The 24462-nt window shown below is 62.4% G+C and carries 14 protein-coding genes and 1 pseudogene; 11 read left to right on the top strand and 4 right to left on the bottom strand.

The genetic code is table 11. The features are described 5' to 3' along the window. The first annotated feature begins 16 nt into the window (after window positions 1-16). From ACZ9H3_RS05125 to pgm, 6 genes are all read left to right on the top strand, one after another. Window positions 17-2236 carry a PepSY domain-containing protein gene (locus ACZ9H3_RS05125; RefSeq protein ID WP_476219971.1) on the top strand — a complete coding sequence of 740 codons (2220 nt, stop codon included), beginning with the start codon at window positions 17-19 and terminating at the stop codon, window positions 2234-2236. Beyond that, window positions 2226-3176: an FAD:protein FMN transferase gene (locus ACZ9H3_RS05120; RefSeq protein ID WP_476222708.1), complete on the top strand. Its 951-nt coding sequence runs from the start codon at window positions 2226-2228 to the stop codon at window positions 3174-3176. Before ACZ9H3_RS05125 ends, ACZ9H3_RS05120 begins: the two co-directional genes overlap by 11 nt. 445 nt (window positions 3177-3621) lie before the next feature. Then, complete coding sequence (locus ACZ9H3_RS05115) at window positions 3622-5052, top strand: hypothetical protein (protein ID WP_476219969.1); 1431 nt, start codon at window positions 3622-3624, stop codon at window positions 5050-5052. Between the two features lie 72 nt (window positions 5053-5124). Further along, the gene (locus ACZ9H3_RS05110; RefSeq protein ID WP_476222706.1) at window positions 5125-6777 is read left to right on the top strand and encodes a VRR-NUC domain-containing protein; all 1653 of its coding nucleotides are present in this window, start codon (window positions 5125-5127) and stop codon (window positions 6775-6777) included. Next, on the top strand, window positions 6774-9035 hold the full coding sequence (locus ACZ9H3_RS05105; protein WP_476219967.1) for an ATP-dependent DNA helicase: 2262 nt from the start codon (window positions 6774-6776) through the stop codon (window positions 9033-9035). Before ACZ9H3_RS05110 ends, ACZ9H3_RS05105 begins: the two co-directional genes overlap by 4 nt. A 95-nt stretch (window positions 9036-9130) precedes the next feature. Next, window positions 9131-10768 (top strand): phosphoglucomutase (alpha-D-glucose-1,6-bisphosphate-dependent), encoded by a 1638-nt coding sequence (pgm, locus tag ACZ9H3_RS05100; RefSeq protein ID WP_065757608.1) that lies wholly within the window; start codon window positions 9131-9133, stop codon window positions 10766-10768. Window positions 10769-12128: 1360 nt separating this feature from the next. On the opposite strand, the gene ACZ9H3_RS05095 is transcribed toward pgm, so the two are convergent. Beyond that, window positions 12129-12827: a pirin family protein gene (locus tag ACZ9H3_RS05095; RefSeq protein ID WP_102051600.1), complete on the bottom strand. Its 699-nt coding sequence runs from the start codon at window positions 12825-12827 to the stop codon at window positions 12129-12131. A 186-nt stretch (window positions 12828-13013) separates the two neighbouring features. Here ACZ9H3_RS05095 and ACZ9H3_RS05090 point away from each other — a divergent pair, with 186 nt between their 5' ends. Next, the gene (locus ACZ9H3_RS05090; RefSeq protein WP_476219964.1) at window positions 13014-15512 is read left to right on the top strand and encodes a UvrD-helicase domain-containing protein; all 2499 of its coding nucleotides are present in this window, start codon (window positions 13014-13016) and stop codon (window positions 15510-15512) included. 49 nt (window positions 15513-15561) lie between these two features. On the opposite strand, the gene mobA is transcribed toward ACZ9H3_RS05090, so the two are convergent. The 3 genes and pseudogenes from mobA to ACZ9H3_RS05075 form a co-directional block, all read right to left on the bottom strand. Further along, window positions 15562-16137: a molybdenum cofactor guanylyltransferase MobA gene (mobA, locus tag ACZ9H3_RS05085; protein ID WP_099774992.1), complete on the bottom strand. Its 576-nt coding sequence runs from the start codon at window positions 16135-16137 to the stop codon at window positions 15562-15564. Between the two features lie 59 nt (window positions 16138-16196). Further along, window positions 16197-19317 (bottom strand): annotated as a pseudogene (locus ACZ9H3_RS05080) (multidrug efflux RND transporter permease subunit). An 11-nt stretch (window positions 19318-19328) separates the two neighbouring features. Beyond that, the gene (locus tag ACZ9H3_RS05075; RefSeq protein WP_476219961.1) at window positions 19329-20507 is read right to left on the bottom strand and encodes an efflux RND transporter periplasmic adaptor subunit; all 1179 of its coding nucleotides are present in this window, start codon (window positions 20505-20507) and stop codon (window positions 19329-19331) included. 156 nt (window positions 20508-20663) lie between these two features. Between ACZ9H3_RS05075 and ACZ9H3_RS05070 the strand changes: the two genes are divergently transcribed. The 4 genes from ACZ9H3_RS05070 (at window position 20664) to ACZ9H3_RS05055 (ending at window position 24454) form a co-directional block, all read left to right on the top strand. Then, window positions 20664-21365, top strand: a complete 702-nt coding sequence (locus tag ACZ9H3_RS05070; RefSeq protein WP_065757602.1) for a response regulator — start codon at window positions 20664-20666, stop codon at window positions 21363-21365. A gap of 16 nt (window positions 21366-21381) precedes the next feature. Next, the gene (locus ACZ9H3_RS05065; protein WP_454241686.1) at window positions 21382-22680 is read left to right on the top strand and encodes an ATP-binding protein; all 1299 of its coding nucleotides are present in this window, start codon (window positions 21382-21384) and stop codon (window positions 22678-22680) included. Between the two features lie 128 nt (window positions 22681-22808). Beyond that, window positions 22809-23429: a LysE family translocator gene (locus ACZ9H3_RS05060; RefSeq protein WP_102051607.1), complete on the top strand. Its 621-nt coding sequence runs from the start codon at window positions 22809-22811 to the stop codon at window positions 23427-23429. Between the two features lie 131 nt (window positions 23430-23560). Then, on the top strand, window positions 23561-24454 hold the full coding sequence (locus ACZ9H3_RS05055) for an alpha/beta fold hydrolase (protein WP_476219957.1): 894 nt from the start codon (window positions 23561-23563) through the stop codon (window positions 24452-24454). Window positions 24455-24462 lie beyond the last annotated feature (8 nt).

Raw genomic sequence — 24462 nt, 5'->3', positions numbered from 1 at the left:
GGTGAGGTACAGGCTAATGCTGCGCAAACTTCATTCATGGCCAGGTGTGGCGCTGAGTGTGCTGGTCATGGTCGTCGCCCTGAGTGGTGTGACCCTGGCACTGCAACCGACACTCACGCGTCTGGATGTCGGCAGCCCGCTGCAGGGTGTCAGCGCCGCCGTCGTCGCCTCGCGGATTACCCAACAGGTTGCCGGTGTCGAACTGATCGAGCGCGCACCGTCAGGCGAAGTTCGGGTGACCGTCGACTCGAAGCACGGCGGTGACACCTTGCGTGTCGATCCGCGCACAGGAGCAGCGCTTGGCTCCTATGAGCCGGGTGCCTTCATGGCCTGGATGCGGGACTTGCACCGTTCGTTTTTCTCGGGCGATGTGGGGCGCGGCGTCAGTGGTGTCGTCGCCCTGGCGATGGCGCTGCTGTCACTGTCTGGTGTGGTGCTGTTGGCCCGAAAAATGGGCGGATGGCGCATGCTGCTGTCCCGATCAACGGGCGACCGTTCTCAGCGCTGGCACTCGGCCGCTGGCCGCCTGAGCCTGCCGGGGCTGATACTGCTGTCGGTGACAGGCCTTTACATGTCTGGCGTCACCTTTGGCCTGATCGACGATGGCATGGCGCTTGAGCCGGCCTATCCCAGCCAGGTTGCACAAGGCCCGCATGCGGCCGTTGCTGACCTCAAGGCACTCAAGGCGGTTGATATCGCTGACCTGCGTGAGCTGGAGTTTCCCAAGCCCAATGACAGCAACGGAGTCATCACCCTGAGAACTGCATCTGGCGATGGCTACGTCGACCCGGCATCAGGCGAACTGCTGAATTATCAGGTCCACACGCTGACGCGTCAGGTGTATGAGACGGTCTATCAATTGCACACCGGCGAAGGCTACTGGTGGTTGAGCCTGCTGTGTGGTCTGTGTGTGTCGGCAGTGCCGTTGTTGGCCATTACCGGCACCCTGATCTGGTGGCAACGGCGCAAGCTGACGCCGACACTGCGTGCCAACGTCGGCGCGCAACAGGCGGATACCGTGGTGTTGGTCGGCAGTCAGTCGGCGACCACCTGGGCATTTGCCAGTGCCGTGCATGATGCGCTGACGAACGCTGGTCATGCCGTGCATACCGCCACCATGAACAGCTTGCAACCGCGCTATCGCCAGGCCAAGCGCCTGCTGGTGCTGACCTCGACCTACGGCGACGGCCACGCCCCGGACTCCGCCAGTGCGTTCATGGCGCGTCTGCAACAGGCACAGTTGGGCCCGGACCTGAGCGTTGCGGTGCTGGGCTTTGGTGACTCGCGTTTCAAACAGTTCTGCGCCTATGCCCACCAGGTACAGGATGCCTTGCAGGGCGCGGGTTGCTCGATGTTGCTGCCCTTGGCAACGGTTGACCGTGGCGATGCCGAGTCCTTCAGCCAGTGGGGCAGTGCCCTTGCCGAACAATTGGGGGTCGAATTGCTGCTGAAGCCGGCACGTGTCTCGGTGCCGACACGCAGCCTCGAATTGATCGAGCGGGTGGTCTATGGCGAAACCGAAGCAACCAGTACCGCCGTCTTGCGTTTTGCACCGGTAACCGGCAGCGGTCGTAACCTGCTGTCCCGATTGCTGGGCAAGGACCGCTTGCCAGCGTTCGAGCCCGGTGACTTGCTGGGTGTGGTACCGAACCGCGGGGAAGAGGCGAGGTTCTACTCGATTGCCACCAGCCGCAGCGATGGGGTGGTGGAGATCTGTGTGCGTCGACATGCGCAGGGGCTGTGCTCGGGATACCTGCATACGCTGCCGCTTGGCGGTCGCATCGAAGCGTTTGTTCAGCAACACCCGCATTTCCGCCCCAGTGCCGGGCAGGCTCCGGTCATTCTGGTGGGTGCGGGTACCGGGATCGGGCCTTTGGTAGGGTTTATCCGCAAGAACCACCGGGCGCGCCCGATCAACCTGTACTGGGGTGGGCGGTCGGCCACAACGGAGTTCCTCTATGAGGATGAACTGGGTACCTACCTGGAGGATGGACGGCTCCACCACTTGAGCACGGCGTTTTCTCGCGGTGCGGAGCGCGCTTATGTTCAAGACCGTATTCGCGCCGATGCGCTGAAGTTGCAGGCGCTTATCCAGAGCGGTGCGCAGGTGCTGGTCTGCGGCGGGCGTGAAATGGCAGAAAGCGTCAGGCAGGTGTTTGATGGGCTGTTGGCACCGATTTGCCTGAACGTCGAAACCCTCAATGTACAGGGGCGATACCGTGAAGATGTGTTCTGAAGCGGCGGCGCTTGAGCGCTACAGCCTGAATGGCGAAACCATGGGAACCCGCTACAGCGCCGTCTTCTATGCGCCAGAGGGCCAGGACTTGGCGGTATTGGGTGCGCAGTTGTTTCAGGCGGTCGATGCCGTGGACCAGCAGATGTCCACCTGGAAGCCCGACTCCGCGTTGATGCAGTTCAACGCCTTGCCAGTGGGGGCGTGGAGGGTGATTCCCGACGCCTTGCTGTGGGTCTTGTCGACTGCGCTGCGTATCGAGCATGAGTCACAGGGGGCCTTCGATATCGGCGTGGGCGACCTGGTCAACGCCTGGGGGTTTGGTGCGGGCGGCCAATCCGCCGAACTGCCGCTGGTGGAGGGTGGCCAGAGGCGAAACCGCGCCTCTGCGGCCCTTGAACTCGACTTCAGCGCTCAGCGTGTACGTAAACGCTTGCCCATTACCCTGGACTTGAATGGCATCGCCAAAGGCTTTGCTGTCGACCAACTGGCTCACTGCCTGGAACAGGCGGGCATCAGGCATTACCTGGTCGGCATCGATGGCGAGATGCGTGCCGCCGGGCACAAGCCCTCGGGCGAACCCTGGAACATCGCGATTGAAAAGCCGCTGCGTGGCCGGCGAGAGGTGATGGGGGTCATGGAACTCAGCGATGCCTCCATCGCCACCTCCGGAGACTACCGGCATTGGGTCGAGCGCGACGGCGTGGTGTATTCACACACGATGGACCCGGCCCGTGGCCGCGCACTCAGCTCGCCGCTGGCGGCGGTTTCGGTGGTTGCCACCAGCTGCATGTACGCGGATGCCTGGGCCACCGCGTTGATGGTGCTGGGCCCGGATAAAGGCGTTGCCTTGGCGCAGCAGCGGGGTATGGATGCGGTGTTTTTGCTGCGTGACGGCGATGGATTCAAGCAGATCGCTGTATTGGATGGCCAACTGCAATAGTTGGCACCTTGGTATTTACCCCCGCCAATACCGTCGTAGGCAAGTCACTTCACAGGGGGCTTGCCTGCGATATCCCGCGCCAAGACGCCCGCGCTTGGCGCTCTGAGTGAGCTTCAGAAATTTCCTACTCGGTTTGCTGAAACGGATGAGCGCGTATTGGCTTACTGTTGAATGAATAGGAAAAAGTACTGCGGCCTGTCCGACACGTTAACTGGATACCCCACTCACTGTCCTCTCACGGAGCGAGAAATGATTGTTCGACTGATTACAGGCGACCTCTGCGGATTCACGACAAAGCCTGGGACAGGCGTTGCGCCTGCGCGTTTGTCCTCTAAACGTCCTATGGCTCTGTAGGAAACATCTATGGCCACCTTCATTCTTCTTCCCGACCTGCTCTCGCGGTCGAACACGGTCGTCAGCTTTTCCGGTACAGCAGGTAAGCACTATGAGTAGCGTTCATGACCAGGCCATGCAGTATGTCTATCGACAAGTCCTTCAGCGGCTGATGGAGCGCTTTTCCCCGGCTCAGCGCGCTTCATTGCAACTGTTGATCCAGCGCGTGATCGTCGCCGCGGGCGGCTATGAGCGGGTCGGTAGCTTCAAAGTGATGTATGCCCATGGGGGTGGCAAAGACAGTGTTCATGCCCTGGCATTTCTGCGGGCTGCGCAATTGAGCATTGCGGCTCGCGCTCAGGCGACCTTCAACCTGCGAATTGCCACCGCCCGGCATGCGGGCATAACCGCTGACGTCATTGCGAACATCGAGCGTGGTTACTCGGCACTGTTTGTCCAGGATGATCCGCGTGTTGAAGTGCTGGTGCTCGATGATGGTGTCATGCAGCCGTTCGACAGTGCTCAGCTCTCGTCGCCGAACCAGCGTCAGGCAGACCGCAACGATCTGTTGTTGGCCGGGCATCTGGCGGGCGGGGTGGCTTGCCCCCCATTCTGTGGGTGCTGTTACGCGGGCCTGGCCGACCTGTACCGGCATGCAATGGCATGGGACGGCGGTGTTGATGCGGTCATCAGCGCCGACCCCTTGCCTGAGCGCAAGCGCTACCTGGCCTGGGGGCGGCGCAAGCTGAGGCGAGCGGGTGTTGGCCTCAGTGCCCAGGTTGCGACATTTCCCCGGGCGATGATCGACGCGCTGAGCGCGGTGCGGCGTCAACACCTGCAACGGTTGCTGGGCCTGCCGCTGCAAACCCAGTACTTCTCCGGCAATCAACGTCCTTTGCGGTTCATTGCGATCGATGATCTGGTTCACCAGCCGTTTGACGCGGAGTGTGAGGTGTTAAGCGCGTTTCTTGGTTTCCAGTGCAGTGAGCATTCGTGCGTGCTCAGCGAGTCGGATTGCGTCACGCCACTGCTGAGCGCGCACCTGTGGGGCCTTCGGCGCGAACATGTGCACGGGCAGTGCTACGCGGACGGCGTGAGCGATTACCTCAAGCGAGCCGGTATTCGGATGCAGCGCAAGCAGATGTCGCCGCTCCTGCAGCGCGAGGTCCTGGCTGCGTGGCAGGGCGCCGATCAGTTGGCACAGCGTCGCCAGCAGGCCGCTGATCTTGCCACTCAGGCCTATGGCTTGAGTGAGGCTCAGTTGATCTGTCTGCTGTTTGCGCCCTTTATCGAAGGCGGCAAGCGGCTGGAGGCGTTTTTGCGCCAGTGTCACCCGGGTATGCTGGTTGCGTTGCCCTACATGCACAAGGCGCTGCGTGAGCAGCGGGCACCTGAGCCGGTTGTTCAGTGGCTGGTGAATATCAGTGGCTTGCCGCTGTCGACCTTGCAGACGTTGTACTGGCTTGAAGCCGAGACGTTGAGTAAAACGCTCTGTCACCCGGTAAGCGATCTGTCGCCTGGCAGGGCCATGGCAAGCCGCTGATCACGGGAAGTTGCCAAGAGCGCTGGTCTGTATGTATAACCAGTGCCTGGACATTCTGGTTGCCTGCCTGCTGTGATCGCTCACCCTGTTTCTGATCCGTTTTACTACCTCCACAACTTCCAGCAGGTACTGGACTGGTTGCTGCTGCGTTATGCCGATCTGCTCTCGGAGCAGGAGCATGATTTCATTCACCAGTTCGGCCAACAACCGCAGGCCGCCCGGGCGATGCTGGTGCGCATGGTGATGCGCAAGGGGCAGTTGTTCCGCGAAAGCAAGTTGGAATACGCCGAAATCGGCCCGTCAGCCGAGGCCCTGGCGCCGTTGGTGGCCCTGGCGTGGGTCGACGATGATGCCGTGCTGAGCTTGGAACAGCTGTTCCAGATGCTGCGCAAGGATGAAATCGTTGACTGTTTCGCCACGGCATTGACGCGCCCGCGTGCGGCCAAACCCGAGCTTTTTGAACAACTGGCACCTCTGTACCCAGAGCCACGTCGTTTGTCCGAGTGGTATCCGGGGTTTGCCGAGGTTGTCTACGCGTGGCGCTTGCAAGCCCTGTGCGACCGCTTGCGCCTGCTGTTCTTTGGCAATCTGCACCAGGACTGGTCCGAATTCGTATTGGCTGACCTTGGCGTACTGCGCTACGAGCAAGTGGCGTTCAGTGCCGATTCCCGGGCGATGCGTGAGCGCAACGATGTCGAGGTCGCCTTGGCCCTGCATGAGTGTGCCGAGCAACTGGCTGCGGGGGTTGCTGTCGAGCAGGTACTGGCGCGTGCCGAGTGCCTGCACAGCCTTAACCCCTGGCTGGAACGCCGTCGCGCTCGTTTGCTGTTCCACCTGGGCCAGCAGTGTGAGCGCGAGGGTAACTGGGCGCTGGCCCAGCAGATCTATCCGCTCAGTGCGCACCCGCAGGCGCCATTGCGCCACATACGGGTGTTGGAGCGCGACGAACAGTGGGCGGCCGCGCTGAATCTGGCCGAGGCGGTCAGTGAGCAGCCGCTCAATGCACTGCAAGCGCAGGCGTTGGACCGCGTACTGCCGCGCCTGCGGCGCAAGTTGGGTGGGCCCGCGCAGCCGAGGCGCAGCGCACCTGACGTACACCGGGTCGACCTCTGCCTGCCTCGCGAGCATTCGACGCTGGGTGTCGAGCGGGCAGTCCAGCAGCACCTGGAGGAAGAGGGCGGTCAGGTGTTCTACGTCGAGAACTGCCTGTTCAATGGCCTGTTCGGCCTGCTTTGCTGGGACGCGATTTTCGCGCCGCTGCCGGGTGCGTTCTTCCACCCTTTCCAACGTGGCCCTCAGGACCTTCATGATCCCGGTTTCCACGCACGTCGTGAGGCGCTGTTTGGCGATTGCCTGGCGCAGTTGGAAGACGGTCGCTATCACCAGACGATTCGCGCCAACCATGCGGCGAAGCGCGGCTTGCAGTCGCCTTTCGTGGTGTGGGAGGTGCTTGACGAAACGCTGTTGGAGCAGGCCTTGGCGTGCCTTCCCGCTGAGCATCTGTCCGCGTGTTTCCGGCGCTTGCTGGAAGATATCAAACATAACCGCGCCGGCATGCCAGACCTGATTCAACTGTGGCCCGAGGCGCGGCGTTACCGAATGATCGAGGTCAAGGGGCCTGGCGACCGTCTGCAGGACAACCAGCTGCGCTGGATAGCGTTCTGCAGTGAGCATGGCCTGCCGGTCGAGGTCTGCCATGTGCAATGGGCGCCGCAGGCGTCATGAGCTACGTAGTCGCGGTGCGTGCCCTCTGCGAATTCACCGCAAAACAGGGCGATCTTGACCTGCGCTTCACCCCGTCGCCCACGGCGCAGGAAGGAATGGCCGGGCATCGCCGGGTGGTTGCTCGGCGCGGGCCCGACTATGAAGCAGAAGTCACCCTGGAGGGCTGTTACGAGCAACTGCGCGTGCGCGGCCGCGCCGACGGTTACGCGCCATCAGCCAACCGCCTGGAGGAAATCAAGACCTACCGAGGCGACCTTGCCAGCCAACCGCATAACCACCGCGAGCTGCATTCGGCGCAGGCGCGCATTTATGGCTGGCTGCTGTGCAGCGCGCGGCAACTGACCGACATTCACCTGGCGCTGGTCTACCTTGATGTCGACAGTGACCGCGAGACGCGTATCGAGCAGCACTACCAGGCCGAGGCATTGGAGCAGTACTTCAAGCAGCAATGTGCGGTGTTTCTGGGTTGGGCGATCCCGCAGATGCAGCGCCTGAGCGAGCGTAACAGCGGGTTGCAGGCATTGAGCTTTCCCTATGCGCAGATGCGCAGCGGCCAGCGCGATCTGGCCGAAACGGTGTACAAGGCGGTCAGCACCGGCCGTTGTCTGATGGCCCAGGCCACAACGGGTATCGGCAAGACCCTGGGCACGTTGTTCCCGATGCTCAAGGCTGTCGTGCCGCAACAGCTGGACAAAGTGCTGTTCCTGACCGCCAAGACGCCGGGCCGGGCTTTGGCGCTGGAGGCGGTGCGCCAGGTCATGACCAGTGCCCCGACGTTGGCGCTGCGCAGCCTTGAGCTGGTGGCCAGGGACAAGGCCTGCGAGTATCCGCAGAGCGCCTGCCATGGCGAATCCTGCCCGTTGGCGAAGGGCTTTTATGACCGATTGCCGGCGGCTCGCCAGGCGGCCCGGGAAGTCGCCTTGCTGGATAAAGCCGCGTTGCGCGAGGTGGCGCTGACGCATCAGGTCTGTCCCTACTACTTGAGCCAGGAGATGGCGCGCTGGGTCGATGTGGTGGTCGCCGACTACAACTATTACTTTGATCAAAGCGCCTTGTTGTACGGCCTGGCCCAGGTCAACCAATGGCGGCTGGCGGTGTTGGTGGACGAGGCACACAACCTGGTCGAGCGCGCCCGTCAGATGTACAGCGCGAGCCTCGATCAGTGGTTATTGCAGAGCCTGCGTCGCAGCAAGCCTGTCGGCATGAGCAGTGCCCTGCAGCAACTCAATCGTCAATGGAATGCCCTGCACAATGACCAGGTTGCGCCCTACAGGGCCAGTGCCGAGTTGCCGACGGCCTTTCTCAAGGCCTTGCAGCGCTGCCTGACGCTGATTCAGGAACAGATGAATCAGGCCCCGTCGGGGCTGGACCCTGCACTGATGGACTTCTATTTCCGTGCGCTGCAGTTCATCCGCTTGAGCGAGGTCTTTGATGAGAACTTCCTGTTCGACATCAGTAAGCGCGAGGGGCAGGGGCGGCGCAGCCTGTCCACCCTGTGCCTGCGCAACGTGCTGCCCGCGGCATTGATCGCGCCGAAAATGGCGGCGGCGCGCAGCGTTGTGCTGTTTTCCGCCACCCTCGGCCCCCGGCAGTTCTATGCCGACCTGCTGGGGATGCCAGGCGACACTGCCTGGCTGGAAGTGGCATCGCCCTTTGTCGCAGAGCAGCTGCAGGTGCGCGTGGTGAGCAATGTGTCGACGCGCTACCAGCACCGTCAGGCATCTATTGCGCCTATCAGCGAGCTGATTGCCGAGCAGTACGTCCGGCAACCAGGCAACTACCTGGCGTTTTTCAGCAGCTTCGAGTACCTGCAGCAGGTGGCTGAAATGCTGGCAACGCGGTACCCGGCCATTCCCCAATGGCGTCAGTCGCAAGGGATGGCGGAGGAGGCACGCCAGGCGTTTCTCGAACGCTTTGTCGAAGGTGGGCAAGGGGTTGGTTTCGCGGTGTTGGGCGGGGCGTTCGCCGAAGGGGTCGATCTACCGGGAACCCGCCTGATCGGCGCATTCGTCGCCACCTTGGGCCTGCCACAAGTCAACCCGGTCAACGAGCAGATCAAGCAGCGCATGGTCGAGCGGTTTGGCGCGGGCTTCGATTACACCTACCTGTACCCGGGCGTGCGCAAGGTTATCCAGGCCGCAGGGCGCGTCATTCGTGGCCCGCAGGACCGTGGGGTGGTCATGCTGATTGATGATCGATTCGCCGAGCAGAAGGTACAGCAGATGTTTCCAGGCTGGTGGGCACCGCAAAAAAAATAGTCGTCAGGGCAGGGAGCTTCCTCGTCGCCTTAAGGTCAAACTGCCAGTAAACTGTGTCCTTTCATTACCCTGAACACCCATTCTTGAGGTTTTGCATGAAGCTCAGTCCCCTGGCGGGCAAACCGGCACCTGCGTCGATCCTGGTCGATATCCCTCGACTGCTGACCGCCTATTACTCTGGCCGGCCGGACGCCGGCATCGCCACCCAACGCGTGGCGTTTGGTACCTCCGGGCATCGCGGCAGTTCGCTGGAGTTGAGTTTCAACGAAGACCACGTACTGGCTATCAGCCAGGCCATCTGCCTGTATCGCAAGGTCAAAGGCATCGATGGTCCGCTGTTCGTCGGCATCGATACCCATGCACTGTCCACCCCGGCAGCGGCTACCGCACTGCAGGTGCTGGCGGCCAATGGCGTCGAAGTGATGCTGGCCAAGGACGATGAGTACACGCCAACGCCAGCAGTGTCTCACGCGATTCTCTGTTACAACCGTGGTCGCAGCCGCGGGCTGGCTGATGGTGTGGTCATCACGCCGTCGCACAACCCACCACAGAGCGGCGGTTTCAAGTACAACCCGCCCAATGGCGGCCCGGCTGACAGCGACGTCACCAAGTGGATCGAGGCCAAGGCCAACGAACTGCTGGCCGATGGCCTGAAAGACGTGAAACGCATGGACTACGAGCAGGCGCTCAAGGCCAGCACGACCCATCGCCATGACTACCTGGGCAACTACGTCAGCGATCTGATCAATGTGATTGATTTCGATGCTATTCGTGGTGCCAACCTGCGCCTGGGCGTTGACCCGCTGGGCGGTGCCGGTGTGCGCTACTGGTCGGCCATTGCCGATCACTATCGCCTGAACCTGGAGGTGGTCAACACCGAGGTCGACCCGACCTTCCGTTTCATGAGCGTTGACTGGGACGGCCAGATCCGCATGGACCCGTCCTCGCCTTATGCCATGCAGGGCCTGATCGGCCTGCGTGAGCGTTTTGACGTTGCCTTTGCCTGCGACCCCGACCATGACCGCCACGGAATCGTCACGCCGAACGGCCTGCTGGCACCGAACAACTACCTGGCGGTTGCCATTGACTACCTGTTCCAGAACCGTCCGCAGTGGCGCGCCGATGCAGCCGTCGGCAAGACGGTGGTCAGCAGCGGCCTGATTGACCGGGTGACGGCACGTTTGGGGCGTCGCCTCTACGAAGTACCGGTGGGTTTCAAGTTCTTCGCCGAAGGGTTGTTCGACGGTTCACTCGGTTTTGGTGGCGAAGAGAGTGCAGGCGCTTCGTTCCTGCGCAAGGATGGCAGTGTCTGGGCCACCGACAAGGACGGCCTGATCCCAGCGTTGCTGGCGGCGGAAATCACTGCACGCACCGGGCGTAACCCGAGCCAGGCCTATGCGGCACTGACTGCCGAGCTGGGTGAGCCATTCGCAACGCGTGTCGAGGCCAAGGCCAACCCGCAACAGAAAGCCTTGTTGAGCAAACTGGCGCCGGAGCAGGTGAAGTCCACTGAGCTGGCCGGTGAGCCGATTCAGCAGATCCTCAGCCATGCCCCAGGCAATGGCCAGGCCATTGGCGGTTTGAAAGTGATGACCGCCAACGGCTGGTTTGCGGCGCGTCCGTCGGGTACCGAGGACATCTACAAGATCTACGCCGAAAGCTTTATCGATGATGCGCATTTGCAGCGCCTGGTAAGCGAAGCCCAGGAATTGGTCGATAACGCCATTTCTTGATCATCGGTCGCGCACAAGCCCCGCGCCTACAGCTTGCGCGGGCTCTGTTGGAGCTGGCTTGCCTGCGATGGCGTCGGTGGGGTGTCCGTGAGTACGCGGCGTTTGTATCGCGGGCAAGCCCGGCTCCTACAGCTTGCGCGGGCTCTGTTGGAGCTGGCTTGCCTGCGATGGCGTCGGTGGGGTGCCTGTGAGTACGCAGCGACTGTATCGCGGGCAAGCCCGGCTCCTACGGGCTGCGCGGGCTCTGTTGGAGCTCTGCGATGACGTCGATGGGGTATCCGTGAGTTCGCGGCGTTTGCATCGCGGGCAAGACCGGCTCCTACAGCTTGCGCGGGCTCTGTTGGAGCTGGCTTGCCTGCGATGGCGTCGGTGGGGTGCCTGTGAGTACGCAGCGTTTGCATCGCGGGCAAGCCCCGCTCCTACAGGCTGGCGCGGGCTTTGTTGGAGCTGGCTTGCCTGCGATGGCGTCGGTGGGGTGCCTGTGAGTACGCAGCGACTGTATCGCGGGCAAGACCCGCTCCCACAGGCTGGCGCGGGCTTTGTTGGAGCTGGCTTGCCTGCGATAGCGTCGGTGGGGTGTCCGTGAGTTCGCAGCGTTTGCATCGCGGGCAAGCCCGGCTCCTACAGGCTTGCGCGGGCTTTGTTGGAGCTGGCTTGCCTGCGATGGCGTCGGTGGGGTGTCCGTGAGTGCGCGGCGTTTGTATCGCGGGCAAGCCCGGCTCCTACAGCTTGCGCGGGCTCTGTTGGAGCTGGCTTGCCTGCGATGGCGTCGGTGGGGTATCCATGAGTACGCGGCGTCTGCATCGCGGGCAAGCCCGGCTCCTACAGGTTACGCGGGCTTTGTTGGAGCTGGCTTGCCTGCGATGACGTCGGTGGGGTGCCCGCGAGTTCGCGGCGTTTGCATCGCGGGCAAGACCCGCTCCCACAGGCTTGCGCGGGCTTTGTTGGAGCAGGCTTGCCTGCGATGGCCTCGGCGGGGTGTCCGTGAGTTCGCGGCGTCTGCATCGCGGGCAAGCCCGGCTCCCACAGCTAGCGCGGGCCCTGTTGGAGCAGGCTTGCCTGCGATAGCGTCGGTGGGGTATCCGTGAGTTCGCGGCGTCTGTATCGCGGGCAAGCCCGGCTCCTACAGGCTGCGCGGGCTTTGTTGGAGCTGGCTTGCCTGCGATAGCGTCGGTGGCGTATCCGCGAGTTCGCGGCGTCTGCATCGCGGGCAAGCCCGGCTCCTACAGGCTGGCGCGGGCCCTGTTGGAGCTGGCTTGCCTGCGATGACGTCGGTGGGGTATCCGTGAGTTCGCGGCGTTTGCATCGCGGGCAAGCCCGGCTCCTACAGGTTCTATGGGAGCAGGCTTGGCGGGGGCGGTCAGGCGACATCCACCAGAACGATTTCGCTGTCCTCCAGCGCAGTCACCCGCAACAACGATTCATCTTCAATCGCCAGGCCGTCACGGGCAGCGGCGCGCACACCGTTGACCTCGACCAGCCCTTTGGCCGGCACCAGATAGCCGCGACGTCCGCTGTCCAGCACGTACTCGGCGCTTTCTCCGGCTTTCAGGGTAGCCGCGACCAGCCGTGCGTCAGCCCGAATGCGCAAGCTCTGCTCATCACCGTCACGGCCACTGGCCAAGGTCACGAAGCCTTCACCGCGCTCACCCTTGGGAAACGGACGGGTGCCCCACGAGGGTGCTTCGCCGCTGCGCTCTGGAATGATCCAGATCTGGAAGATGCGTGTATCAACCTTCTCCAGGTTGTACTCACTGTGGACGATCCCGGTCCCAGCGCTCATCACTTGCACATCGCCCGCTTCCGTACGGCCTTTGTTGCCCAGGTTGTCCTGGTGGCTGATAGCGCCTTCGCGGACATAGGTGATGATTTCCATGTCGCGGTGTGGGTGCGGTGGGAAACCGCTGCCTGCGGCGATCAGGTCATCGTTCCAGACCCGCAGGGTGCCCCAGTGCATGCGCTCGGGATCGTAGTATTCGGCGAATGAAAAGTGATGATGGGCATCCAGCCAGCCGTGGTTGGCATGGCCCAGTGTGGCGAACGGGCGAAGTTGCAGCATGATTCATCTCCTCGGCAAGGTTTATGTGAACGATGATCGCCCAATTAATGATCGAAATTAAGCGTAAATAATGGCTGATTCTGATCGGTTTATTAGATGCTTAAGGTGCAGTGATTGATTCACTTCATCGCCTAATTGACTGATCTGTAAGCATTCGGCTGGTGCTTTGCGGTCAATGGAGCGAACATGGCGGCAGAGCCCTTTTCAGTTGGAGTCGGTGTGTCACACGAGCGCCCCAAGCACCCCCCGGAATTAACCCCGCCGGCCCAGTTGCCCTGGGTCAGACGGCTGCTGGCCCGTGTACTGGGTCGATGCCTTAGCCGGCTGCAGGCTCAGCACCGCGACTCGTGGTTTCACGGGCATGCTAGCGGTCAACGTACCGGCCATGCCGAGGGCCTGCGCGAGGGTTATGAGGAGGGCCGTGTCGATGGCTTCGAGGCTGGCCGCCAGGTTCTGGTGATCCGTGATACTCGCCCCGATGCCCACGCAGTGCCGGGGCAGGACGACAGCCTGTTCGACGATTGGCGCCTGCCGCTCACCACGGAACTTAAAAAACGCTTCAAGGCCGACGTTGCGCAGCGCCTGCCAGCCCAGGCGCAGCCAAGTACTGCGCAATGGAAAATGATCTTCAGTGAGACGCCTTCGACCTGCGTGATTGCCGGTGCCGGTGCCGGCAAGTCGACGTCCCTGGTGCTGCGTATTCTGCTGTTGCGTCACTACCTGGGCTATGAACTGGACGCCATGACCGTGGTCACGTTCACGCGCGAGTCGCGCAAGGACTTCATCGCACGACTGACCCAGGTGTTTGCCCTGTGGGGCATCAACCTGAGCCCGGTAGAGGCCCGCGAGTTGGTGCGCACCTTCCATTCGCGGATTCTGCCACTGGTGCGCAGCCTGCCGGGCTTCAGCCAGCTGCGGGCCTTTGAGACGCTGGGCAGTGAGTTACCGGGTGGCAGCGAGTCGAATGCCGAGACCAACCCGTTCGACCTGCGTATCAATGATGCCCAGCGCCAGCAACTGAACCTGTGCTACCGCGACCTGATGCAGGGCAGCTCACGCTTTGCCGAGTTGATCACGTCCCTGCGGCGCCAGGCCTTGCAGCTCAAGGCACTGGACCGTGATCATCCCGACGTGCAGAAGCGTGTGGCCGTGACGCAACTGTCCGCCGAACGCGACGAGGAGTTGTGCGACACGATTGAAGACCTCTGGTTCAGGGCGGGTGCGTGGCCGATCAAGGGCATTGAGCCACGCCGGGAAACCGTGGAGATCAATGGCAGCCGTTTTCACGTCCATGGCTATATTGCCGAACTCGATGCCTGGGTGGTACTGGGCTTCGATCCCGGGGAAAACAAGGACTACAAGCGTCCGAACGCCAAGTTACCGGTGTGGGCCGAATGGGTTATCAAACGCACACTGTTTCAAGCTTTCTGCGATAAACCATTGATATGGCTAGAAAACTATTCGGTGGCCAAGCGCTTGACCGCCTCCCTTGCAACGGATGCCGTGGCCGGGCCGGGCTTTGACTACAAGGTCAAGGGCGAGCTCTCGTCGGTGCCACTCCTGGATGCTTTCGTCAGTGCTGCCGGGTTCATCGAGAACCTCGGGCTGGACGTGGGCGCGGCAGTCGCAAGCATGAGTTTTCCGGCAGGTGACAGCGATGCACTGTTCTTTGAGGCGTTGAGCCTGTACTGGCGGGCGCTGGAGAACCACCTGTTGGCGCAGTCGCCGCCGATCATGAGCTATAACCGGATGTTCGCCCTGTTCTCGGAGAACAACCCCGAGAACCTGCGCTTGTTGCCCGATGCCTTGCTCAGGCCTTTGGCGCACTTGATGATCGACGAGTTCCAGGATGTCTCGCCGCAGATCGTTTCCTGGCTAAGGGCCAGCCTGCGTGAAATCCGTCGGCGCGGGCCGTCATTGCATGTGGGGCGCACCGCCCAGCATTCGTCGCTGCTGTGTGTGGGCGATGACTGGCAATCGATCTACGGCTGGCGCGGTAGCTCACCCAAGTACTTCATGGAGTTCGCCAAGGAATTCGTCTCGCCGGCCAATACGCGGGTGATGCTCAGCGACAATTACCGCAGCCACCAGCACATCATCGATGCGGCCGAGCACATCGTTAAGCCGGCGCCGGCGATCAACGGCAAGAAAGCCAAGGCCTGCGGCCTGGCGGCCGAGGATGCGGTGCCGGTCACGGTACAGCCGCGTGACGAGGCTGCGCTTGCCCAGCAGTTGATGGCGCATTACCGGCAGGGCGATTCGGTGATGATGTTGTATCGAAAAAGCAGTGATAAGTCATTGATTTCAGAGCATTTGCAGCCACTGATCAATCATGAGAAAAGCCTTGCGCCGGGGCAGCGCCGGTTCCGTCAATTGACCTACCACAGCGCCAAGGGGCTGCAGGCGGATGCGGTGTTCATGCTTGGCGACTGCCAGCACGTGACCCGTTCACCGTACAAGAACCAGGTCTATCGCCAGGCGGGGCTTGGCCGTAGCGGTGACCCTGAAGCCTACGACAACGCGCAGAAGGACGAAGTCCTGCGCCTGGCCTATGTCGCGGTTACCCGCGCCGTCAGGCATTGTTACTGGCATGTCGAGACGCCGACCGGGGAGGCGCAGAATCTGCCCCGGGCATCGTCCCAGGTTGATGGCAGTAAAGCGTTCTTCGACGACCTCAGGCCTTGAGTGCGGTCGCTATATCGCGTTTCCTTGTCTGGTTCGCGCTTGCTGACAGTCATGGCGTCAGGTGCTCTGGCGAGTTGAAGTTGCTCAGGCGTGGATCGTCCAGCGGATACTCCAGCGCCTGCAGTGGCTGTGCCAGCAGGGCTCGCAGCAGGCTGCGCTCACCCTGGCTCCAGCGCTGGCGAAGGTCGTCGAGCAGGCTGCTCGGCAGCAGGCAGAACATCGGTTGCCAGTGGCCATCCTGACGGATCATCGCCGGTCGCCCCTGATCGTTCGCCTGGCTCAGCAGGTCAAGAACCAGTGTGCGGTCGATCAGCGGTGCATCGCACGCGAGCACCAGTAGCCACGGGTGACGCGCCTGGGCCAACCCGCTGAGCACACCGGCCAACGGGCCTGGATAGTCGCCTGATTCGTCACTGACCAGATGATCGGCATAGGGCCGGTACTGCTCGGCGTGGCGGTTACAGGAAATGATCAGGTCATCGGTCAGTGGACGCACCACGGCCTGGGCGTGGGCAATCAGGGGCTGCCCGTGCCAGGGAATCAGGCCCTTGTCGCGTCCGCCCATACGCTGGCCACGACCGCCCGCCAAGAGGAGGATGGAGCAGGGCGACGGAAGCTGAATCATGAATGTTTACCTGTAGCGCCAAAGCCGCTCACGATCCCATGACCGGCTTTGGCTGTCCATCAGCTTTCCAGGCTGACCGTACCCTCAGGCTGGCGTCGTCGCGTGCCCGCCAGGCGCATGACCACCACGAAAAACACCGGTACGAATACCACGGCCAGCGTTGCGCTGAGCATGCCGCCAATTACCCCGGTGCCGATCGCCTGCTGGCTGGCCGAACTGGCACCAGTGGCTATGGCCAGCGGCACGACGCCAAGGATGAACGCCAGTGAGGTCATGACTATAGGGCGCAGGCGCAGGCGCGCGGCCTGTACCGTCGCGTCTATCAGGTCGTGGCCTTCGTCCACCAGATGCTTGGCGAATTCGATGATCAGGATCGCGTTCTTCGCCGACAGGCCGATCAAGGTGATCAGGCCGACCTTGAAGAACACGTCGTTGGGCATGCCTCGCAGGGTCACTGCGAGCACCGCGCCCAGCACGCCCAGCGGCACCACCAACAGCACTGCGGTCGGGATCGACCAGCTTTCATAGAGCGCCGCCAGGCACAGGAACACCACCAGCAGCGAGAGCGCCATCAGCATGGGCGCCTGGCTGCCGGACAGCCGCTCCTGCAGCGACAGGCCGGTCCACTCCAGGCCCATGCCCAGTGGTAACTGGCTGACCAGGCGCTCGATCTCTGCCATGGCCTCGCCCGAGCTGTAGCCGGGCGCTGGTTCACCGGACACCGCGATCGCCGGATAACCGTTGTAGCGCGTCAACTGCACCGGCCCGGAGACCCAATGGGCGCGGGTGAACGCCGACAGTGGCACCATCTTGCCGCTGCTGTTGCGGACATGGATTTTCATCAGGTCTTCGACCTGGCTGCGTCTGTCGCCCTCGGCCTGTACCACCACCCGCTGCATCCGGCCCTGGTTGGGGAAGTCGTTGACGTAGGTCGAACCGATGGCGGTGTTGAGCACGGTGCCGATGTCGGCAAAGGAAACGCCCAGGGCGTTGGCCTGCTTGCGGTCTACCTCCAGTTGCACCTGGGGGCTTTCGGCCAGGGCGCTTTCACGTACGTTGATCAGCACCGGGCTTTTCTCGGCAGCGGCCAGTAGCTGATCGCGTGCGGCCATCAGGTTGGTGTGGCCGAGACCGCCACGGTCTTGCAGGCGGAACTCAAAGCCGCTGGACGTGCCAAGCCCGTCGACCGGCGGTGGCAGCACCGAGTAGGCAATTGCGTTCTTGAACTGGCTGAAAGCGGCGGTGGCGCGCTCGGCGATGGCCGCTGCACTGTCCTCGGCGCTTCGCTCGGACCAGTCCTTGAGTGTGGTGAAGACCAGCGCCGCATTCTGCCCGGTGCCGGAAAAGCTGAAGCCCATGATCACCGTGGTGTTGCCGATACCGGGTTCTTCAGCGTTGTGCGCTTCGATCTGCGCCGCAACCTGCTCGGTACGTGGCTTGCTGGCACCGGGCGGGAGCTGGACGTCAGTGATGGTGTAGCCCTGGTCTTCGGTCGGCAGGAACGAGGAGGGTAGTTGGCTGAACAGGTAGCCCAGGCCGGCCAGCAGCAGGCCGTACACCAGCAGGTAGCGTCCGCTGCGCTTGAGGGCATGGGTCACCCAGGATTGGTAGCCGTCGGTGAGGCGCTCGAAGCGCCGGTTGAACGCGCCAAAGAAACCGCGCTTTTGCGCATGACCGCTTTCGATGGGCTTGAGCAAGGTGGCGCACAGGGCGGGTGTCAGGCTCAAGGCGAGGAAGGCCGAGAACAGGATCGACACCGCCATCGCCAGCGAGAACTGCTGATAGATCACTCCCACTGAGCCTGGCATGAAGGCCATCGGCAGGAACACCGCGACCAGCACCAGGGTAATCCCGACGATGGCCCCACTGATCTGGCCCATGGCCTTTGCGGGTGGCCTCTCTGGGCGGCAGGCCTTCCTCGGCCATGATCCGTTCGACGTTTTCCACCACCACGATGGCGTCATCGACCAGGATGCCGATGGCCAGCACCATCCCGAACAGGGTCAGTACGTTGATCGAGAACCCCATGCCGAGCATTACTGCAAAGGTCCCCATCAGCGCCACAGGCACCACCAGGGTCGGGATCAGGGTGTAGCGGATATTCTGCAGGAACAGAAACATCACCGCGAACACCAGCAGCATCGCTTCGAGCAGGGTGTTGATGACCTGTTCGATGGAGACTTTCACGAACGGCGAGGTGTCATAGGGGATGTCGTAGCGGGCGCCTGCCGGAAAGTAGCGCGACAACTCGTCCATCTTGGCGCGGACCAGGGTCGCGGTTTGCATGGCGTTGGCACCCGGTGACAGTTGCACGCTGAAGGCGGTCGACGGCTTGCCGTTCAAGCGCGTGCCGAACTGGTACTCCTGGCTGCCAATCTCTACCCGTGCGACGTCGCCGAGGGTTACTCGCGAGCCGTCCGGGTTGGCCCGCAAAACGATGTCGGCGAACGCCTCCGGTGTCGACAGTTGGCCTTTGACTACCACGTTGGCGGTTATTTCCTGGGTCGCCCGGCCTGGCAGGTCACCGATACTGCCGGGGGCTACCTGGGTGTTTTGTGCGGCAATGGCCAGGTTGACGTCTTCGGGGGTCAGGTTGAAGCCGATCAGTTTCTGCGGGTCGATCCAGATGCGCATGGCGCGCTCGGCGCCGTACAGCTGCGCCTTGCCGACACCGTTGAGGCGGCGGATCTCGTTCATGACGTTTCGCGCTAGGAAGTCGCTGAGGGCGACTTCGTCCAGAGACTCGTTTTCAGCCGTCAGGGTCACCAGCATCAGGAACCCGGTGGAAACTTTCTCCACTTGCAGGCCTTGCTGGGTGACCGCGCGCGGCAAACGCGACTCGACGATCTTCAGGCGGTTCTGCACATCCACCTGAGCCAGTTCAGGGTTGGTGCCCGGCTCGAAGGTGGCGGTGATGGTGGCGCTGCCCAGGCTGCTTTGCGACTGGAAGTACAGCAGATGGTCGGCACCGTTGAGCTCCTGCTCGATCAGGCTGACGACGCTCTCATCGATTGTCTGTGCCGATGCACCCGGGTAGACGGCATAGATCTCTACCTGTGGCGGGGCTACGTTAGGGTATTGGGCCACCGGCAGTTGCGGGATGGCCAGCGCGCCGGCCAGCAGAATGAACAGCGCGACCACCCAGGCGAACACCGGGCGGTCAATGAAAAATTGCGGCATTGATCAGGCCCTCATTGGCCAGTGGTCTGTACGACAGAAGCGGCATCCTTGGCGGCAGGGGTGACGTGCACCTGATCACCTACGCGCACATGTTGCAGGCCTTCGATGACTACGCGCTCGCCCGGAACCAGGCCTTCGCTGACGATCCAGCGGTCCTGTTGCGCGCTGCCCAGCACGATCGGGCGCTCGCTGATGCGTTGCTCGGCATCCACCAGCAGCACTCGCGGTTGGCCGGCGCTGTCACGCAGGATGGCGCGCTGCGGCACGCTGATTGCCTGTTGCTTGATGGCCTGTTCCAGGCGAACGCGGATAAAACTGCCCGGCAGCAGGTCAAGATCAGGGTTGGGGAACTCGCTGCGCAAGGTAATCTGCCCGGTGCTCGGGTCGACACTGATGTCCGAAAACAGCAACTTGCCGGGCAACGGGTAAGCCGTGCCGTCGTCCTGGATCAACGTGGCACGTGCCTGGTCCTGGCCGACCTGTTGCAGCTCGCCGGCGCGCAGTGCCCGGCGCAGCGCGTTCAGCTCCCGGGTGGACTGGGTCAGGTCGGCGTGGATCGGGTCCAGTTGCTGGATCGTCGCCAGAGGCGTCGACTCGTTCTGCCCGACCAGTGCGCCCTCGGTGACCAAGGCGCGGCCAATACGCCCGGAAATCGGCGCGGTGACGGTGGCATACCCCAGGTTCAAGCGCGCACGCTCAAGTGCCGCCTTGGCAGCAGCGACGTCCGCATTGGCCTGGAGGGCGGCGGCGCGGGCGTTGTCGTAGTCCTGGCGGCTGATCGCATTGATGGCGATCAACTCGCTGTAGCGCTGGTCCTGCAGGCGCGCCTGGAACTGGTTGGCCTCGGCTTTGGCCAGGGCGGCACGGGCGCTGTCGTAGTCGGCTTGAAACGGTGCCGGGTCGATGCGGAACAAGACCTCGCCCTGTTTGACGTCGCTGCCTTCGCGGTACACCCGCTTGAGCACCACGCCGGCGACTCGCGCGCGTACCTCTGCGGTGCGCGGGGCCAGAATGCGCCCGGACAACTCGCTGCTGATGGCCAAGGGTTCGACACGCACGGTTTCCACCGAAACAGGGCGTGGCGGTGCTTTTTCTTCGACCGGGGCTTGCTTGTCGCAGGCCGCCAGCGTGAGGCCGAGCAGGACAAGGGCGGGCAGGGTGCGTAGACGGGAGGGGCTTGGGCTGGACATGCGGATCTTCCGAAAATGACCCGGCCATGCTAAGGCAGGCACCCCCGACGCAACTGTTAAGCTCTGTAGGCGGTCTGTGAAAAAGTGTGAAGATTACCGCCTCGCGTGTGCGAGGTTCGATATCCTGCCGGACTCATTTGCGCTTACGCACTTTCCATGACAAATATTCTTTTGGTCGAAGACGACAGCGCGCTGTCCGAACTGATCGCCAGCTACCTGCAACGCAACGGTTTTTTCGTCCGGGTGATCGCTCGCGGCGACCACGTGCTTGAGGAAGCACGCCGTAACAAGCCCGACCTGGTCATCCTCGACCTGATGCTGCCGGGCTTGGACGGTTTGCAGGTGTGTCGCCTGCTGCGTGCCGAGTCGGCCGTGTTGCCCATCCTGATGCTCACCGCGCGTGATGACAGTCATGACCAGGTGCTGGGCCTTGAGATGGGGGCCGACGATTATGTCAGCAAACCCTGTGAGCCTCGGGTGCTGCTGGCGCGGGTACGCACGTTGCTACGGCGCAGTAGTGTCAATGAACCTCAAGTGGCTTCGGACCTGATCCAGATCGGTGGCCTGCAGATCGACCTCACCGAGCGCAGTGTGCACTGGGACGCGCAACCGGTGGAGTTGTCCAGCGGCGAGTTCAACCTGTTGGTGGTGCTGGCGCGTAATGCCGGCACGGTACTCAGCCGGGATTGCATCCTGCAGCACCTGCGCGGTATCGAGTTCAACGGCACTGACCGCTCGGTGGATGTCGCTATCTCCAAGTTGCGCCGCAAGTTTGACGACAATGCGGGCGAAGCACGCAAGATCAAGACGGTGTGGGGCAAGGGTTACTTGTTCAGCCGAGTCGAATGGGAATGCTGAAGGCGCTGCCCGAACCATGCTGAAAATCCTTGTCCGCCTGTACCTGATCACCATCGTCAGCTACGCCGGGGCCATCTTCCTGATTCCCGAGCTGATCCTGAGCGTGTTCCACGAGCGCTACGAAGCCTACAACCTGCAGCAGGCCCAAGGTGTGCAGCGCTTGATGCTCAAGCAGTTCCAGCACGTGCCCTCGACCCAGTGGCCTGAAGTGGCGCAAGCGTTGGCGGCTGACTTTGCACCGCTGGAAGTCGAATTGCGCCGCCAGGACGAGACCGAACTGAGCCCTGCCGAGCGCGCGAGGCTGGGCGCCGGGCAGTTTGTCGTCCGGGTGGGCGAATGGGGCTACTACAGCACCGCCATTGCCCCCTTGGACGACCAGTGGCTGGTTGAGTTGCGCAACCCGCCGGACCCACTGGAGATCAACCTGTTGTCCTGGGGGATTACCGTATTGATCGGCGCGGCCTTGCTCAGTTGCCTGTTGCTCTGGGTCTGGCCGCACTGGCGAGACCTGAAACGGCTGCAGGCGACGGCCCAGCGTCTGGGCCAAGGGCAGTTGTCGGAGCGTACGCACATTTCGCCGCGCTCGGATATCGGCGACCTGGCCACGGTCTTCGACACCATGGCCCAGGATATTGAGCGCTTGTTGACCCAACAGCGTGAATTGCTTAATGCCGTCTCCCATGAACTGCGCACTCCACTGACCCGGCTCGACTTCGGGCTGGTGTTGCTGTTCGACGAAGTGCCGCCGGCCAGTCGCAAGCGCCTGCTGGAACTGGTTGGCCATGTGCGGGAACTGGATGAGCTGGTCCTGGAACTGCTGTCCTACAGCCGCTTGCAGACGCCAGGGCAGTTGGCTGAACGCGTCGAGGTGTCGTTGACCGAGTATGTCGACAGTATCCTCGGCAGTTTCGCCGAGGAACTGGATGGCCGTGGCATTGAGTGGGAGGTGCGGGCCGAAGCCGGCTTGCCGCGTTTCGTGCTCGACCCGAGGCTCACGGCGCGGGCGGTTCAGAATCTGATACGAAACGCCATGCGCTACTGTCACCGCAGTTTGCTGTTGCGCGTGGACATGGACGAGCAGGGTGCCTGCCTGTTGACGGTGGAAGACGACGGCATTGGCATTCCACCTGAGGAGCGTCAGCGGATTTTCCAGCCGTTCTACCGCCTGGACCGCAGCCGCGATCGCACCACCGGTGGTTTTGGGCTTGGCCTGGCGATCAGCCGACGGGCGATCGAGAGCCAGGGTGGAAGCCTGACGGCGGAGCAGTCGGCGCTGGGCGGTGCGCAGTTCCGGATTCGCTTGCCCCGTGGGTAGTCGGCAGGCGTCATCACGCAGGTGCGGCACAGGTAGGTGTAGTGCACTATTTTCCGGTAACTGTATGGCTGTTGCCGCTGCGGGTTCCGTTAGTGTCGTGACACAACGACTCCAAGGATGCCGCCGCCATGTTTGCCTCCCTCGATCTGCTTCTAGCCTTTGTGCTCTTTGCCTTTGTGTCCTCGATTACGCCGGGGCCGAACAACACCATGCTGCTGGCCTCCGGGGTGAATTTTGGCGTGCGTCGTTCGATTCCTCACGCAGTCGGCATCAGTGTCGGATTCATGGTCATGGTGCTGGCGGTAGGCTTTGGACTGGGTGAAGTATTCAAGACGTTTCCTCCCCTCTACACCCTGTTGCGTTACGTGGGTGCCGCATACCTGTTGTACCTGGCCTGGAAGATCGCAACGTCCGGCCCGCTGTCGGCGACCCGCTCGGAAACGCCCAGGCCACTAGGGTTCTGGGGCGCGGCGGCGTTTCAATGGGTTAATCCGAAGGCCTGGGTGATGGCGGTTGGTGCGATTACCACCTACACCCCGGCGCAGGGTTACCTGACCAATGTCATGGTCATTGCCACACTGTTTGCATTGGTCAACCTGCCCAGTGTCTGTGTCTGGGTCATGTTTGGCAGTGCGTTGCGCCAGGTGTTGCAGAACCCGCGCTGGTTGATGGCATTCAATTGGCTGATGGCGGCATTGCTGGTGATTTCGCTGTACCCATTGTTGTTTGCCTCACACAGTTTTCAGTAAGCGTGCCAGGCGTGGAACCGGCGATTTCAGACAAACACGCCGACTAAATTGCACGGTGCTTGAACTTGCCAGGGGGCGACGTTGTAATCAGCCTCCCTGGCTATTGTGCCGCCCTTTGTTCAGTGACTTGCATGCACCTCGTTCCGTGGTCTTTTCCGTCTTCAGCCGGTTTCACCTTGCGTGGCTGGCGTTCGCCGCCCAGTGGCAAGCCGTTGTTGCATTTTCTGCACGGCACCGGCTTCTGCTGTCTGGCCTACCGGCCCATGCTGGAGGTGCTCAGTGAGTCCTTCGATCTGTGGCTGAGCGATGTCCAGGGCCATGGCGACAGCGACCACGGCGGGGCGTTTCTTGGTTGGAACCGTACCGCCGAGTTGGCTGTCGAGGCCTTTGAGGCTGGGCGTGGCGCCTATGCTGACGTGCCCTGTTTTGCGCTGGGGCACAGCTTCGGTGGGGTATTGACCAGTTTGATCCTGGCCCATGAACCGACGCTGTTTCAGCGGGCGGTGTTGCTTGATCCGGTGCTGTTCAGCCGCTCGATGATCGCCGTGTTGGGCGTGGCGTCGATGGTGGGCATGCACCGTCGGCATACCTTGGCGCGCAAGGCGGCCACGCGCCGTAGCCACTGGCCGGACCGTGCCGCTGCCCATGTAGGGCTTCAGGGGCGGGGAACCTTCAAGGGCTGGAGCGATGCGGCGTTGCAGGCTTATGTGGAGCATGCCTTGACGGATTGTGGCGAAGGGGTGGCGTTGAAGTGTCGGCCCAGCCGCGAGATGGAATTGTTCAGTTCCTTTCCACGGCGGTTATGGGCATCCTTGGCCAAGGTCAGGACGCCAACGCTGGTTTTGCACGGCGAGCAGACCTACCCCTTCGTACCGCCCTCGGTCGCGCGCTGGGTAAGCATCAACCGTAGCGTCACCTCGGCAGTGGTGCCCGGTGGGCATTGCTTCATGCAGGAGCATCCTGCTGACAGTGCCAAGCGCGTCGAGGATTTTCTCTTGCACGGTCCTGCCCCGACTGTTCTGTAGATGGAACG

The organism is Pseudomonas sp. TE3910, from assembly GCF_056279025.1.
The sequence above is the reverse complement of the archived record's forward strand: the minus strand, read 5'-3'. Positions and strand labels throughout refer to the sequence as shown.

Bases quoted from the DNA above. Each gene is read 5' to 3' on its own strand.
- ACZ9H3_RS05125 (WP_476219971.1), top strand. From the start codon at position 17: ATGCTGCGCAAACTTCATTCATGGCCAGGTGTGGCGCTGAGTGTGCTG.
- ACZ9H3_RS05120 (WP_476222708.1), top strand. From the start codon at position 2,226: ATGTGTTCTGAAGCGGCGGCGCTTGAGCGCTACAGCCTGAATGGCGAA.
- ACZ9H3_RS05115 (WP_476219969.1), top strand. From the start codon at position 3,622: ATGAGTAGCGTTCATGACCAGGCCATGCAGTATGTCTATCGACAAGTC.
- ACZ9H3_RS05105 (WP_476219967.1), top strand. From the start codon at position 6,774: ATGAGCTACGTAGTCGCGGTGCGTGCCCTCTGCGAATTCACCGCAAAA.
- pgm (WP_065757608.1), top strand. From the start codon at position 9,131: ATGAAGCTCAGTCCCCTGGCGGGCAAACCGGCACCTGCGTCGATCCTG.
- ACZ9H3_RS05095 (WP_102051600.1), bottom strand. From the start codon at position 12,827: ATGCTGCAACTTCGCCCGTTCGCCACACTGGGCCATGCCAACCACGGC.
- ACZ9H3_RS05090 (WP_476219964.1), top strand. From the start codon at position 13,014: ATGGCGGCAGAGCCCTTTTCAGTTGGAGTCGGTGTGTCACACGAGCGC.
- mobA (WP_099774992.1), bottom strand. From the start codon at position 16,137: ATGATTCAGCTTCCGTCGCCCTGCTCCATCCTCCTCTTGGCGGGCGGT.
- ACZ9H3_RS05075 (WP_476219961.1), bottom strand. From the start codon at position 20,507: ATGTCCAGCCCAAGCCCCTCCCGTCTACGCACCCTGCCCGCCCTTGTC.
- ACZ9H3_RS05070 (WP_065757602.1), top strand. From the start codon at position 20,664: ATGACAAATATTCTTTTGGTCGAAGACGACAGCGCGCTGTCCGAACTG.
- ACZ9H3_RS05065 (WP_454241686.1), top strand. From the start codon at position 21,382: ATGCTGAAAATCCTTGTCCGCCTGTACCTGATCACCATCGTCAGCTAC.
- ACZ9H3_RS05060 (WP_102051607.1), top strand. From the start codon at position 22,809: ATGTTTGCCTCCCTCGATCTGCTTCTAGCCTTTGTGCTCTTTGCCTTT.
- ACZ9H3_RS05055 (WP_476219957.1), top strand. From the start codon at position 23,561: ATGCACCTCGTTCCGTGGTCTTTTCCGTCTTCAGCCGGTTTCACCTTG.